At 44.1% G+C, this 13,713-nt stretch carries 14 protein-coding genes and 1 pseudogene; 6 read left to right on the plus strand and 9 right to left on the minus strand.

All coding sequences use genetic code 11. The annotated features are described in order from the left end of the window. Positions 1 to 395: alpha/beta hydrolase (locus B9T16_RS18455; protein ID WP_410245434.1), on the minus strand; the 395-nt coding region annotated here is incomplete at its 3' end. Further along, entirely contained in the window at positions 379 to 1,065 is a 687-nt protein-coding gene (locus B9T16_RS18460; RefSeq protein WP_006619649.1) for a class I SAM-dependent methyltransferase, read from the minus strand. The genes B9T16_RS18460 and B9T16_RS18455, both read right to left, overlap by 17 nt. Positions 1,066 to 1,246: 181 nt before the next feature. Between B9T16_RS18460 and B9T16_RS18465 the strand changes: the two genes are divergently transcribed. Next, positions 1,247 to 1,444 (plus strand): heavy-metal-associated domain-containing protein, encoded by a 198-nt coding sequence (locus tag B9T16_RS18465; protein WP_006619650.1) that lies wholly within the window; start codon positions 1,247 to 1,249, stop codon positions 1,442 to 1,444. Positions 1,445 to 1,447: 3 nt separating this feature from the next. Here B9T16_RS18465 and B9T16_RS18470 read toward each other — a convergent pair whose 3' ends face one another. The 5 genes from B9T16_RS18470 to B9T16_RS18490 all read right to left on the minus strand — a co-directional run bounded on the left by B9T16_RS18470 (position 1,448) and on the right by B9T16_RS18490 (position 8,211). Then, positions 1,448 to 2,479 (minus strand): ABC transporter ATP-binding protein, encoded by a 1,032-nt coding sequence (locus B9T16_RS18470; RefSeq protein WP_410245435.1) that lies wholly within the window; start codon positions 2,477 to 2,479, stop codon positions 1,448 to 1,450. Positions 2,480 to 2,544: 65 nt separating this feature from the next. Beyond that, entirely contained in the window at positions 2,545 to 3,519 is a 975-nt protein-coding gene (locus B9T16_RS18475; protein ID WP_006619652.1) for an ABC transporter ATP-binding protein, read from the minus strand. A gap of 11 nt (positions 3,520 to 3,530) precedes the next feature. Continuing rightward, entirely contained in the window at positions 3,531 to 4,358 is an 828-nt protein-coding gene (locus B9T16_RS18480) for a nuclease-related domain-containing protein (RefSeq protein ID WP_410245436.1), read from the minus strand. 70 nt (positions 4,359 to 4,428) lie between these two features. After that, positions 4,429 to 5,562: a redoxin domain-containing protein gene (locus B9T16_RS18485; protein WP_410245437.1), complete on the minus strand. Its 1,134-nt coding sequence runs from the start codon at positions 5,560 to 5,562 to the stop codon at positions 4,429 to 4,431. 111 nt (positions 5,563 to 5,673) lie between these two features. Then, positions 5,674 to 8,211, minus strand: a complete 2,538-nt coding sequence (locus B9T16_RS18490; RefSeq protein ID WP_410245438.1) for an EAL domain-containing protein — start codon at positions 8,209 to 8,211, stop codon at positions 5,674 to 5,676. A 131-nt stretch (positions 8,212 to 8,342) separates the two neighbouring features. On the opposite strand from B9T16_RS18490, the gene dapB reads away from it, so the two are divergent. Both dapB and B9T16_RS18500 read left to right on the plus strand, forming a co-directional pair. After that, positions 8,343 to 9,170 carry a 4-hydroxy-tetrahydrodipicolinate reductase gene (gene dapB / locus B9T16_RS18495; RefSeq protein ID WP_006619656.1) on the plus strand — a complete coding sequence of 276 codons (828 nt, stop codon included), beginning with the start codon at positions 8,343 to 8,345 and terminating at the stop codon, positions 9,168 to 9,170. Between the two features lie 89 nt (positions 9,171 to 9,259). Then, positions 9,260 to 9,968, plus strand: a pseudogene (locus B9T16_RS18500) (phosphate ABC transporter permease). On the opposite strand, the gene B9T16_RS18505 reads toward B9T16_RS18500, so the two are convergent. After that, complete coding sequence (locus B9T16_RS18505; protein ID WP_006619658.1) at positions 9,965 to 10,594, minus strand: precorrin-8X methylmutase; 630 nt, start codon at positions 10,592 to 10,594, stop codon at positions 9,965 to 9,967. The pseudogene B9T16_RS18500 and the gene B9T16_RS18505 overlap by 4 nt on opposite strands. 214 nt (positions 10,595 to 10,808) lie before the next feature. On the opposite strand from B9T16_RS18505, the gene B9T16_RS18510 reads away from it, so the two are divergent. From B9T16_RS18510 to B9T16_RS18520, 3 genes are all read left to right on the plus strand, one after another. Continuing rightward, positions 10,809 to 11,231, plus strand: coding sequence for a heavy metal-responsive transcriptional regulator (locus tag B9T16_RS18510; RefSeq protein ID WP_152088403.1), 423 nt, complete (start codon positions 10,809 to 10,811; stop codon positions 11,229 to 11,231). A 64-nt stretch (positions 11,232 to 11,295) separates the two neighbouring features. Further along, positions 11,296 to 11,538, plus strand: coding sequence for a thioredoxin family protein (locus B9T16_RS18515; protein ID WP_014275411.1), 243 nt, complete (start codon positions 11,296 to 11,298; stop codon positions 11,536 to 11,538). A 57-nt stretch (positions 11,539 to 11,595) separates the two neighbouring features. Beyond that, positions 11,596 to 13,017 carry a permease gene (locus tag B9T16_RS18520; protein WP_410245439.1) on the plus strand — a complete coding sequence of 474 codons (1,422 nt, stop codon included), beginning with the start codon at positions 11,596 to 11,598 and terminating at the stop codon, positions 13,015 to 13,017. On the opposite strand, the gene mtnB is transcribed toward B9T16_RS18520, so the two are convergent. After that, entirely contained in the window at positions 13,014 to 13,637 is a 624-nt protein-coding gene (gene mtnB / locus B9T16_RS18525) for a methylthioribulose 1-phosphate dehydratase (protein WP_014275409.1), read from the minus strand. The genes B9T16_RS18520 and mtnB overlap by 4 nt on opposite strands. Between the last annotated feature and the right edge of the window lie 76 nt (positions 13,638 to 13,713).

The following is a 13,713-nucleotide window of genomic DNA, read 5'->3' on the forward strand; positions in this document are numbered from 1 at the left end:
AAACCATCTTMAATGGCGGCTGGAAATGGATGTTCTGGTGCGAGGCGATAGTCTACTGAGACAACCACACATTCTGCGCCATTGGCGAGGCTGCGACAAATACTATCTACCATGTCTAAATTACCGATCACATAACCGCCACCGTGGAAATAAACTAGAACCGGAAAGGGTTGGTTTCCCTTGGGGGTGTAAATGCGGATTGGTAATTCTCCACCGAGACCCGCAATGGTGCGATTTTCGACTTTGGCGATCGCTTCCGGTGGGTGACTGGCTTTAACAAACATCTGATTAAGGTTTCTCAATTCGGCGGGTTCCATGGCACTAATTGGGGGGTAATTAGATGCTGATACATGATTGATAAATGATTGGGTTTCGGGATTAACTGAAGGGTTCATTTATTGATTTATATTCAATACATAATTGCCGGGCATCAGGACGGTTTTCGGCTACAAATTCATGGCGATTTATTTCGGTCAAGCCGCAGGTTTTAAAGGCTGATAATTCTGCCTCAGATAAAGGCCATGGGGGGCCGTCCGGTGCGGCTTCGGTGTCACGAAATCGGGTAATTAACAATAAAATACCATCGGGAGCCACCAGATTGGCGATCGCCTTAATTGCTTGGGATCGGACTTGTAAAGGCATGGATTGAGTAATCCTAGATTCGAGTACAAAATCGAACTTTTCTCGCCAATTAGGATCGGGGTCTAACAAGTCGGCGACTGTATAATTTACCTGAGAATTGGGAAACCTTTCGCGACACCAAGCGATCGCCGTTGGAGAAATATCAAAAGCTGTCACCTGAAAGCCAAAATCTGCTAAGGCTTCCGCATCATCTCCTAACCCGCAACCCAACACTAAAGCGGTTTTATTATCATCCTCAATTGCATGATTTTCTAGCCATTGTTGCAGTTGGGGATGAGCCACCAATGTGGCCCAAGGAATCAAAGACGGATCGCCTTGGGATTCAGCATAAAGGCTTTCAAACCATGCGGTAGGATGGGATTGAGAATTTTCGACCATTTCGATAATTTTTTGCCTGAGATTGTTAGGAGGAACTAGAGACATGGGTTAACTAAGACTATAATGGAACATTGATTAAGTATGGATATTTACGATTATAGCCTATCAGTGTGATTCGGGAGGTCTCAGGTTATGATATTTACCTGGATTTGAGGGGATTTCTCTTAATACAATTCTCAAATCTTACTGTAATGCTATACTATACGGGTATTTTACGAGGCTAGTTATGACTATAAAACTTACGGTTTCTTCAATGGTTTGTGATGCTTGTGCTAACAGTGTAACCAAGGCTATTCATACTGTTGATAGTGATGCTACTGTCAATATTGACTTAAATACAAAGGTGGTGACTGTGGAAGCAACTGCTTCTGAGTCGGCGCTAAGGGCGGCGATCGCTAAAGCTGGTCACACTACAGAATCATAGGATTTATAGAGGGTTTTGGGAATCCCATAAATGACAGGAAACAAAATGTCCGGGGTTAATTTCTCGCAATTGGGGTTCCTCGACCCGACAGCGATCGCCAACTAATTTCGCCGAGGGACAGCGGCTATAAAATCGACATCCACAGGAGGGTAATAAAAAGCTGGGAACATCTCCTTTCAGGATAATTCGTTCCCGTTTGGCTTCGATTTCTGGGTCGGGAATAGGAACAGCAGAAAGTAAGGCTTTAGTATAGGGATGAAGGGGATAATCATAGACAGAATTGCACTCCCCTATTTCCACTATTTTACCTAAATACATGACTGCTACCCGGCTGGAAATGTAGCGGACTATACTTAAATCATGGGCGATAAATAGATAGGTTAAATTCAGGCGTTTTTGTAGCGATCGCATTAAATTAACTACCTGTGCTTGAATAGAAACATCCAAAGAGGCGATCGGTTCATCACAGACCAAAAAATCCGGGTCAACTGCTAAAGCCCTAGCTATAGCTATTCGCTGTCTTTGACCACCCGAAAACTCGTGAGGATAACGATTAATAAATTGGGGATTCAGTCCCACTAATTCTAATAACTCTTGCACTCGATTAATCAGGGATTCACCCTTAGCTAATCTATGAATTAATAGGGGTTCCCCAATGATTTTTTTTAGGGTCATTCGCGGATTTAGGGAAGCGTAGGGGTCTTGGAAAATTATCTGCATTTGGCGGCGCATGATCCGCAACCTTTGGGCATCTAATTTAGTCAGATCAATATCATTAAAATAAACCTGGCCACCTGTGGGAGTTTGAAGCTGTAAAATCGCCCTACCTGTAGTGCTTTTCCCACAGCCAGACTCCCCAACTAAACTAAGAGTTTCACCCCGTTTTATCTCAAATGTTAACCCATCTACTGCCCTAATTATCCCTACCTGTTTCTGTCGAAATATACCCCCACTGACTGGAAAGTGTACCTGCAAATTCTCAACTCTTAATAGGGTATCTGTTTCTGGCTTACTGGGGTGTGTTTTGGCAACCATCAGGTATCAAAAATTCCAAGAAAATAGATAGATTTTAGGTAGCATAAAATCATCCTTTTGTCAAGTCATGGTTTAACCCAACAGGCGACTTGATGATGGGTGGCGACTAATTCTAAAATCGGATCTTCCTGAAAACAACGGTCGATCGCATATTGACATCGAGGCGCAAAGGGGCAACCTTGAGGATAGTTAATCAAATCTGGGGGAGTCCCTGGGATAGCCGGGAGAGTCTCTCCCATGTCGCGGTCAGGACGGGGGAGGCTTTTTAACAATCCCATTGTGTAGGGGTGACGAGGATGCTTATAGAGTTGATTAACGGGCGCTTCTTCGACAATTTGACCTGCATACATGACTAAAATGCGATCGGCAAATCTCGCCAAAAGTGCTAAATCATGGGTAATCCAAATTACCGCCATTCCCATTTCATTTTGCAACTGTTTAATCATCTCAATAACTTGGGCTTGCACAGTTACATCTAAGGCGGTTGTCGGTTCATCAGCAATTAATAATTGTGGATGACAGGCTAATGCCATAGCAATCATAACTCGCTGTCGCATTCCCCCAGAGAATTGATAGGGATAGCTACCAAGTCGGCGTTTTGCTGACGATATACCGACCTTTTCTAAAAGGGCGATCGCCTGTTGTTGTGCCTCTAATTTAGTAGCCCCAGAATGCACTTGTATAGCCTCAGTAATTTGTTTACCAATAGTTAAAACCGGATTTAAGCAAGTCATCGGATCTTGAAAAATCATCGAAATTTTGTTACCCCGAATCCTTCTTAATGCCGATTTATTGACTTTAAGTAAATCCTGCTTCTCAAACCAAATCTCTCCCCCAGAAATCCGGCCGGAATTGGCAGAAATTAGCCGCAAAATTGATAACACTCCCGCACTTTTCCCCGAACCCGATTCTCCGACAATGCCAAGAGTTTCCCCAGCATTAACATGATAGGAAATGCCATTAACAGCCTTAACTACCCCATCAGTCGTGATAAAACGAGTTTCTAAATTTTTAACTTGTAGCAGTGGTGATATCATCATTAAAAATTGATTTACATATCTTTTTTTAACCTAGGCTTAGGCTTAGGTTTGGGTTTAGGCTTAGGTTTAGGCTTAGGTTCCGGTTCCGGTTCCGGTTCCGGTTCCGGTTGAGAATTGCGAGGCTTAGGCTTAGGCTTCGTTTCTGGTTGCGGTTGCGGTTGCGGTTTAGATAAGGGTGACAATTCATATTCTTGGATATGTTTACTAATCCTAAAMACCTGTTCATCTGTGAGATATGCGGGAGATTTCGATATCATTGATATTAAATCTGTCATACTCGTTAAAACTGGCACAGAACAATTTTTAGCCCCCACCCATTTAGCTATAGGAAAAACCACGGGCGCAGTAATACAATCAGTAGGTAAGTCAGGTATTTCTGAAAAAATCCACCGCTGAAACATCTGTTGATGATAAAGACTTTGGGAAGTAGGACTGTTAGATACAGGAACCCACTGGGAACCCTCACGCCGTTTCCAGTTATCTTGATTAGCCGCCAAGGAACCCTTCCAGGTTTTCACTTCAATTAAAAAAATACCTCGGTTCCCAATCACTAGCAAATCAATTTCTGTTAAACTGCCAGAAGTAGCAGGAATCAGGGCATTTTTAAATAATACCCAATTATCAGGAAAGGTCATCAGCAACAGAGCAATTAAATTTTCCCCTAAACTACCCTTAACTTGATTTCGGATTTGCTTAAATTCAAATACTCCTGCGCCTATCATCCCCAAGAAACCACCACCCAAACCCTGACTAGCTTCCTCCCGTTGGCTGGATACTTTGCGATTAATATTTTGCTTAAATTTAGCTTTCAGAGATGGCGACTGCTTTAGAACTTTCATAAAATTAATTCTCACCCTGGTTAAACTTCACAAAATAGGGGGCTAACTTAACCCCCCAAATGATGCTTAATTAAGCATTCAGCTTGATGACACGACTGTAATCATTTCTGACCCGGTTTTCGTAAGCATTGCGTTTTTCGGCATCTTCATCACCATAGAAGAAAGAAAGCAAGGCAAAACGTCGCCCCGATGTCACATCAGTAGCCTCGTGCATGGTAGAGCAGGAAAATATGATAGCATCCCCTGTGGCGGGTTTATACAAATGGGGTGCGTGTTCAGGAAATCTTAAACAACCACCTTCGTATTCTTCAGCATTAAGGTTAATAGTCATGGCAAATCGCCGATGCAATGTTCCCCCAGTGGTGTTGTCTCGATGGGGTCGGAAAAAGCCCCCTGATTCACTATCATAGCAGCCTATTTTGTAGCATTCACGGCGAGTTAGCTGGAATTGAAAGGCTTGCAGAATTTCGGGAAATACCCGGCGCTGCATAATAGAATCGATGTAATTTTTAACGGGTCCGTCCTGTAGAAAGTGATCGCGCCGTCGCTTGAAACTGGGGTCAACATAGCCGACGGTTTTTTCTCCTTCTCTTTTCATGAACCCTGATTCATCATTACCTTGAGTTTCCCAAATATGGATGAGTTCCCGACAGAAACGTAAATCCAAAACTTTAGGGATTAGCAACACAGGAGCCTGCATTTTGATGAGGCGAGGAGGTTCTTGGGCGACTAAATCTTGAATTTCTCCTAGGAATTGTTGGGTAAATTCTTCGAGGGGATGTAATGGGTAAATTTTGAGAATGCGAAGATTGCGATCGAGCAGGAAAGCGACACGGTTATAAACGATGGTGTTGCTATTTTTGCCGTCGCAAATATAGGCTCCGTATTTGGTGCTAACTTCTCCTTTTAAATCGGAGAGTAAGGAATAATTAAGGTGATGATTTTCGGCGAAGGTTTTGCGAGTTGAGGGGGGGTTGAGACTGATGCTAAAAATCTGAAGATCAAAGCGATCGCACAGGGACATAATATCTTGCAATCGACAAGCGATTTTTTCGCATTCTGAGATTTGATCCCCTGCATAAAATACTAACAGAATTGGTTTCCCAGCATGGGAACGGAGGACAATATTTTTGCCGTTGGAGTCCGGTAAACTGAACCAGGGAGCCGGATCGCCTACGGTGAGAATAGAAGCAGAATGAACCATGACATCAAAATAATAAACTCCTAGATATTTTTGACCTCAATCAAAGAGGTGATCACAAAATCGACTCGACTGGTGACGTAAATATTAGGGCATTGGTTCCCGAAAATGTATTTACCAATGGGGATGAGATGTAAAGAATTGTGTAGCATGGTCAGCCGATATAGGTCTTTGGAAATAGTAGCCTTGAGCATATTCACAACCGAGCGATCGCAATTGTTCCAATTGTTCAGGGGTTTCTACTCCTTCGGCGATCGCATCTAAATTTAAAGCCTGTGCTAACATCAAAATAGTTCTGACAATTGCCAAATTTTCCACCTCTGTGGCTTCCCCAATATGAGCAATAAATGAGCGGTCAATTTTCAGGACATCCACGGGAAAACGAGGTAAATAACCCAGGGATGAAAACCCGGTGCCAAAATCATCAATACTTAACTTGATTTGCAAATTCTTTAACTGATGAAGGAGGCGAATAGTAGCTTCCACATCATCCATAATCACGCTTTCGGTAATCTCCAATCGTAAGCCACTGGGGTCAATGCCCGAATCTTGAATAATTCCCTGAATTTCAGTAACTAAATCAGGGTGAATAAACTGTCTGCCCGATAAATTCACGCCCACAATAATCTGACAATCAGATTTTAAAGACTGCTGCCAAATTGCCAATTGATGACAAGCCTCTTGCATAGCCCAGCGACCAATAGGAATAATTAATCCGGTTTCTTTAGCGACTTTTAAAAACCGTTCTGGTGTCACCAAGCCTTGACGAGGATGCTGCCAACGTACTAAGGCTTCAAAACCGACGATTTCCCGAGTTGTTAAGGAAATGACAGGTTGATAATACATGACAAATTCCCCACGGGTTACGGCTAAACGCAGGTCAGTTTCTAATTGCAGGCGATCCAAGCCACCCACCTGCATAGTGCGTTCAAATACTTGATATCGAATATTTTTGAGAGACTTCGCCCTCAGCATGGCGGTGTTACCATTACGGAGTAAATCTTCGGCGCGAGTTTCGGCTGTATCGGCTAAAGCAATGCCAATACTCACGGTTTTAAATACCTCATGACCATTGAGAATAAAGGGATAAGTTAAGTCTTTTTGGATGCGTTCAGCCACGATGGTCGCATTATTTACTGATTGTAAATTCCTCAGCAAAATGGCAAATTCATCAGCGCCCAAACGTGCTATAGTATCCCCTAATCGGACAGAGTTTTTTAGTCTTTCTACTAATTGGAGGAGCAGTTGATCACCGGCTAAGTCTCCTAAGCTGTCATTAATTAGGCGGAAATTATCAACATTAATAAATAATACGCCACAGATAGATTTATTCCGTTGAGATTTGGCGATCGCTTGTTGAGTGCGATCGAGAAATAGGGAACGATTAGGCAATCCAGTTAAGGAATCATGAAGGAAGTTATGAATTTGTTTATAAGCAATTACCCCAGTGGCGGCTAAAGTCAGGGCTAAAACCGGAGAAGCTAGGGGAATCCAAGCATTAAACAAAAACAGGACGTAGGTAGTGCCAAAAATTGCGAATATCCCCAGGAAAAAGTACAAGCCTTGCATTCCTGGATGGTGGATACGCCAAGCCAGGAAACCGCCACAAATTCCCCAAAGACTCAACCAGATAATTTCTAGCCACTGAGGCACAAACCAGAATAAATTAGAGGTCTGAGAATTACCGGAATCTACCCCTAAAATCTGACTAACTATATTGGCATGAATAAAAACACCTGGCATTTTCGGTGCTGTGGATTCACTGACACTATAGGGGGTAAAAAATTCGTCTTTAATACTGGGTGCAGTGGCTCCGATTAAGACAATATTATCATTAATTAAATCCGGGGAAACTGTACCGGCTAAGACTTGGCTCAAGGTGACGACGGGGGCGGGTTGAACTGCCCGATAGTTGAGCAGGATTTGATAACCGCGATCGTCAATATTGGAGTAGCCCCCATTATGAGACCTTAAAGGCACAAATACCCGATTATTTAACTCCATATATTCGGGCTTTTTGTGATAATTTTTGGGTTCGATATCCTCAAATTTTAGATAATGTAATGCCAATCGTAAACCGAGGGAAAAAAAGGTATTTCCCTGGGATTCAGCAAATAACAGTTGGCGGCGCACTACCCCGTCTGGGTCGAGAATTAGGTCATTAAAGCCGATTTGCTTGGGTGGTAGTTGAGGAGGGGGGGGAATACTGGGATTGTCGGGGTTGCCAATTTTGGTGATCCCAAATACATTAGGAGCTTGGAACTGTTGACCTAGTTCGGCGCTACCTGGTGGGTGAGGTAGATCCCGATATATATCTAAACCGATCGCCCTCGGTTGATGCTGTTGTAGGTTAGCTAAAACTTGGGCTAATACGGCATCGGACATAGGCCATTGTTCTTGGGCGGCAATATCTGATTCGGTAATGGCTACAATCAAAATGCGGTCATCAGGTTCCGATTCGGGTCGGAGGCGAACTAACCCGTCAAACAACCTCAATTCTACTGGTTGCAAATCTCCCCTGAGTTTAATCCCAGTTAGTAATAAGGTGCTGGTGAGGCTAATAATCAACCACAATGGGGGAGTAATCCGTAAGACCAGCAATTGCCATTGAGATAGCCGTGACCATTGGGAAGCAGAGTTGTGACGCAGCATTAATCAGCAGAAATGGACTACCCTATTCTATCATACCCAATTTAGATGGGGCAGTTCTCTAGCTTCTATAGACAGAAAGTGGTTGGATAGTCTCATAATAGTCTAATCAAGGATGTTTCTGGTTTAAAGTCATGGTAGGTCAATTTCCAATTCCAGTGGTGGTCAATGGTGCTGGCGGTAAAATGGGTCGCGAGGTGGTCAAAGCGGTGGCTGCTGCACAGGATATGACCCTGTTGGGGGCGATTGATAGAAATCCGGCTTATCTGAATGAAGATGCTGGAACCTTGGCGGGGATGGAACCTTTAGAGATTCCCATTACAAACGATCGCGAAGGAATGCTGGCTATGGCGGCCCAGGAAAAGCAGCCAGCGGTGATGGTGGACTTTACCCACCCAGAGTCAGTATATGACAATATTCGGGCGGCGATCGCCTATGGTGTCCGTCCGGTGGTGGGGACTACTGGGTTAAGTGAAGCCCAAATTCAGGATTTGGCCGAATTTGCTGATAAAGCCAGCATGGGATGTTTATTGATTCCTAATTTTTGCATTGGCATTGTACTTTTACAACAGGCGGCGATCGCTGCTTCTCAATATTTTGACCATGTAGAGATTATTGAGTTACACCATAATCAAAAGGCTGATGCACCTAGCGGCACGGCGGTTAAAACTGCCCAAATGTTGGCAGAGTTTGGGAAAACCTATAACCAAAGCCAAGTTAAAGAAACCGAACAACTACCCGGCGCTAGAGGTGCGATCGCTGATGAACAAATCCGCATTCATAGTGTCCGTTTACCTGGTTTAATTGCTCACCAAGAGGTGATTTTTGGGGCGGCTGGTCAAATTTATACCCTCCGCCACGATACCACCGATCGCGGTTGCTATATGCCCGGTGTCTTGCTGGCAATTCGTCAAGTCTTATCCCTGAAAAGTTTGGTGTATGGATTAGAGAAAATTCTCTAATCGTGGATAATGGATAATGGATGATTAATGACTACCCGCCCCTGGATTGTGTCTCAGATTAGGCATTGCTCATATTAGGCGTTGATTCTATGCTAATTCCACTCACCCGTCAAACTTTCCATGAACTCGTCCCGGCTGTGGCTACTAGCGAACAGTATCAACACTGTTGGGGGAAACCATCGCAATTTATCAGAAGATTGTTAGTGTCCGCTGTGGGGACGTTAATTCTCGCCTTAGTGGAGTTATCAGTACAATTTGAAGGCCGGCAAATTTTGTTAATTCCTTTGGTGATGTTTGCTTTATATTGGCTGTGGGGTCCCATTTGGGACGCTAGTATACGAAATCGCCAGTTTCGCAAATATCCCTATTGTGGATTTTGGCAGGGTAAAGTTTTGGATTATTATATTTCCGAAGCGGTAACTAATGAGCAGGAATCTGTTAACTCTAAGGGTGATTTAATTATCATTGAAAACTTAGAGCGGCGGATTAATGTAGAAGTGGGGGATAAGACCGGGNTTTGTGGTGAAAATTGAAGCCCCCCTCAACCGCAACCATAAACGACTTAGTCGCGGTCAGGTGGCGGTGATGTTGGTAACTTCCTATCTGGATGACCTCAGCAGCATTAATGAGGTATCTGATGTGTATATTCCTAGTCAAAATATTTGGGTGGGGTCATATCCATATTTACGGCGGGATATGTTTATGGAAATTACCCGGGAGATGCGATCGCGTTATGGCCGTCCCCAATCGCGATCGCCTCGTCGGACTCCCTCTCCCCGTCAGCAAGCCTATGATTAACCGCCCCCTGACTCATTTCTGCCGTAGGCTTGCCAAGCTAGGTCTACCAAGCCATTAACTATGGCTACAGCGACCACTGAACTACCCTTGCGGCCGTCTATACGGATATGAGATACCATAGAATCATTTAAGCGCGATTTGGCTACATCCGCCCCCACAAACCCCGATGGCGTAGCAATGACTAAGGCGGGTTTAATTTCCTCAGCCTCAATTAAATCTACTAACCCTGATAGGGCCGTTTGTTCCTGACCCACTACAAAAATTCCCTCTGGATAACGTTTGGCTAGGGTTTGAATACCCCAAGCCGTGCGACTTTTTTCCCGTTGGGGTCGAGTCACCGTGTCCAGGGAACAGTACACTGGATTAGCAAAGGTTGACAAAATTTGGGGAGTGATACCCACCTGCACCATGGGTACATCTACTATAATTGTAGTACGGGCAGCTAGAGCCGCTGCTCCGGCTTGCAGGGCTTGGTCTGAAAAGCGCACAAGGCTTTTATATTCAAAATCGGCCGTGGTGTAAATCACCCGCCGGACAATTTCGTACTCTGCGGGAGAAAACACATGAGTACCGATTTCGCGATCGATGATACCCAAACTTTGGGCATCGGTGATATGCCATTCCATCCTGACTCGCCGCTGTTGGGTGTCCTATAATTGGTTCCGGTGTTAGCCAGAACCACAGTGGCGCTGGTTGCGCCTCTTTATTATCGGTTATGGGGGTATCTTATCAAAGATTTGCGATTTAGGGCAGTTTTATCGATAACTTTATTAAGGACATGGCTGGCTCTGGTCAAGTATTGCAAAAATTCGCTTTCTGTCGGCTAGGGGGGAAATACTTATGTTTAAGGTGGGTGAAGTATCTGATATTTTGGGAATTAATCCACAAACGATTTATTTTTATGAACGGAGAGGATTAATCCCTTCTCCTCAACGGAATGAGGCGGGTTATCGCCTATTTACTCAGGAGGATTTGCAGAGAATTGGCTTTATTATTAGGGCGAAGTCTTTGGGCTTAACTTTGCTGGAGATTAAGGATATTTTAGAACTTAAAAATCAGCGATCGCTTACTTGTCAGGCTGTTTATGAACGTTTGAATTGTAAACTTACTCAAATTCGCGATAAAATTGACCAATTACAGGCCTTACATGATGAATTATTGCCCCTAGTGCAGGAATGTCAGACTAATCTCGATCGCACTAATTCCCACCAACAATGTGTCATCCTAGATAATTATAGCCACAAACACCCGCCCACCCCTTGACATTATACCTAAGTATAAGCTCTACAATAGTCGGCATCAGTTATAGTTCAGGAGAACTCAAATCATGACTGCTGTCAAAATCGAAGTCCTAGGGACTGGCTGCAAAAAGTGTCAGCAACTAGAAGCCAACGCTAAAGAGGCGATCGCCTCCCTAAATATCGACGCGGAAGTTTTACACATTACCGAACCCATCAAAATAGCTGAACGAGGAGTTATGAAAACCCCCGCCTTGGTGATTAATGATGTGGTAGTCAGTCAGGGGAAAGTAGCCACCCCTGAACAGATCCAAACTCATCTCAAACCTTAATTTAAGTCTATACCCTAGGAAACCTGGTGCGTTGGGATTATCCCATCTCATTATACCATGTCTTGCCAAAAATTCCCCACAATTTTACCTCTTCCACCAGGTTTTTTTTATAAATCTAAACTGCGGAAAATCGCCCGGAGTAAACACATGAGAATTTCCACTTTTTGGCGGGAACAGTGGCAGCCTCTCGCCTTCATTATCGCTATATTTTTACTGTGCTTTTATCTCCCTGTAGAAGCCATACAACAGTCGGAAAGGCTACAAAATGCCTTCTGGGAGTCTCTTTATCTAGTCCGCTGGTACGCTCAAGAACACGTTTTGCTGTGTCTAATTCCGGCGTTTTTTATTGCGGGTGCGATCGCTGTTTTCATTAGCCAAGACTCAGTAATGAAATATCTGGGAGTCAAGGCTAACCCTTGGCTGGCTTATGGTGTCGCCTCTGTATCCGGTACTATTTTAGCAGTTTGTTCCTGCACTGTACTCCCTTTATTTGCCGGAATTTACCGCATGGGGGCGGGTTTGGGTCCGGCGATCGCTTTTCTGTACTCAGGACCCGCCATTAACGTTCTAGCCATTATTCTCACTGCTAGAGTTTTAGGATGGCAATTAGGTCTAGCCAGGGCAATTTGTGCCATTATTTTTAGCATTATTATCGGCTTATCAATCCAGTGGTTTTTCCGCCATGAAGAAATCGAAAAAGTCAAAGCCGCTTCCCTGTTGTCTGAACCCGAAGAGACTCGCCCCTTATGGCAAAATGCCGTATTTTTTGCCGTCCTGGTCGGTATCCTAGTTTTTGCTAATTGGAGTCCGCCAGATGTTAATACTGGTTTGTGGTATCTTATCTATTCCTTAAAATGGTGGATAACTGGCTTGTTTGGTATCGCCTTGGCTGCCATTTTAGTCGCTTGGTTAAATCTCAACCTGGGAAAAGTTTTGTTAATTGGTGCTGTCACTGTGGTATTATCATTACAGTTCCATCAATACCCTTTGATTGCCTTTAGTTTTGCCGTGGTCGGTTTATCTTGGTTGACCAGTAACGATAAAAATGAGGCGGGAGAATGGTTTGAGTCTTCCTGGGATTATGCTAAACAAATTTTACCCCTATTATTGCTAGGGGTATTAATTGCGGGCGCTTTATTAGGTCGTCCCGGTCAGGAAGCCTTAATTCCTTCTCAATGGGTCGCTACGGCGGTGGGTGGTAATTCCATTTGGGCGAATTTTTTTGCAGCGATCGCTGGTGCTTTTATGTATTTTGCTACCTTAACAGAAGTGCCCATTTTACAGGGATTAATTGGTAATGGTATGGGAGACGGACCCGCCTTGGCTTTATTATTAGCAGGTCCGGCTTTATCCCTTCCTAATATGCTGGTTATTCGTAATATTATCGGCACCCAAAAAACTGTCGTCTTTGTGGCGCTGGTCGTCGCTATGGCTACCATTAGTGGTATCATCTATGGGGGGATTATGGCGATGTTTTAAAACTTGATGCCTACCTGACGGGCTGCTACAATATATCTAAAGATATATTCGGCTAATTCTACATGATTTTCCGCTTCGGCGGCGGAATTAGCCCAGACTGTCACCCCATGATTACGAATTAACAAAGCCGGGACTTGCGGGGGTTCTTGGTGAAAGCGATCGCTTATTTCTTTAGCAATTTTGGGAACCTGTAAATGGTTTTTAAAAACCGGCATAAACACCTGGGGATTTTCCTCCCACACCCCCAAACCTTTTAACATCTCAATCGGAGGTAAAGGCAATTGGTCTCCTTCCACAAAATTAGTCACCAATTTCGCCTCAACCGAATGGACATGATAGCAGGCTTTAGCATCAGGAAAACAGGAATAAATCGCCTGATGGATACTCGTTTCCGCTGAGGGTTTATTCTCAGGCTTAGGGGTTTCTAGCAATTCCCCCGTGAGAGAAACCCGCACAAAATCATCCGCCGCCAATTTCCCCTTTTGTTTACCACTAGCAGTAATCCAAAAACTGCCATCTTCCACCCTAGCCGACAAATTACCAGCCGTCCCAGCCATCCATCCTAGCTGATAAAATTGGCGAGATGCTTCAATTAAAGATTCACGGGGGTCTGTATTCATTACATTATCCATTATCCATTAATTACCGGGTGGGTGGGGACGGGTTTATTAATCGGGTCGGTGAGAGGGACAGGTT

This window comes from Arthrospira sp. PCC 8006 (genome assembly GCF_046480465.1).
Classification (GTDB): Bacteria; Cyanobacteriota; Cyanobacteriia; order Cyanobacteriales; family Microcoleaceae; genus Limnospira; species Limnospira platensis.

What these genes read in the sequence shown, in the direction of transcription:
- B9T16_RS18465 (WP_006619650.1), top strand. Translation starts at nt 1,247, where the DNA reads ATGACTATAAAACTTACGGTTTCTTCAATGGTTTGTGATGCTTGTGCT.
- B9T16_RS18485 (WP_410245437.1), bottom strand. Translation starts at nt 5,562, where the DNA reads ATGGTTCATTCTGCTTCTATTCTCACCGTAGGCGATCCGGCTCCCTGG.
- B9T16_RS18475 (WP_006619652.1), bottom strand. Translation starts at nt 3,519, where the DNA reads ATGATGATATCACCACTGCTACAAGTTAAAAATTTAGAAACTCGTTTT.
- B9T16_RS18515 (WP_014275411.1), top strand. Translation starts at nt 11,296, where the DNA reads ATGACTGCTGTCAAAATCGAAGTCCTAGGGACTGGCTGCAAAAAGTGT.
- B9T16_RS18470 (WP_410245435.1), bottom strand. Translation starts at nt 2,479, where the DNA reads ATGGTTGCCAAAACACACCCCAGTAAGCCAGAAACAGATACCCTATTA.
- B9T16_RS18510 (WP_152088403.1), top strand. Translation starts at nt 10,809, where the DNA reads ATGTTTAAGGTGGGTGAAGTATCTGATATTTTGGGAATTAATCCACAA.
- mtnB (WP_014275409.1), bottom strand. Translation starts at nt 13,637, where the DNA reads ATGAATACAGACCCCCGTGAATCTTTAATTGAAGCATCTCGCCAATTT.
- B9T16_RS18520 (WP_410245439.1), top strand. Translation starts at nt 11,596, where the DNA reads ATGTCTTGCCAAAAATTCCCCACAATTTTACCTCTTCCACCAGGTTTT.
- dapB (WP_006619656.1), top strand. Translation starts at nt 8,343, where the DNA reads ATGGTAGGTCAATTTCCAATTCCAGTGGTGGTCAATGGTGCTGGCGGT.
- B9T16_RS18460 (WP_006619649.1), bottom strand. Translation starts at nt 1,065, where the DNA reads ATGTCTCTAGTTCCTCCTAACAATCTCAGGCAAAAAATTATCGAAATG.
- B9T16_RS18490 (WP_410245438.1), bottom strand. Translation starts at nt 8,211, where the DNA reads ATGCTGCGTCACAACTCTGCTTCCCAATGGTCACGGCTATCTCAATGG.
- B9T16_RS18505 (WP_006619658.1), bottom strand. Translation starts at nt 10,594, where the DNA reads ATGGAATGGCATATCACCGATGCCCAAAGTTTGGGTATCATCGATCGC.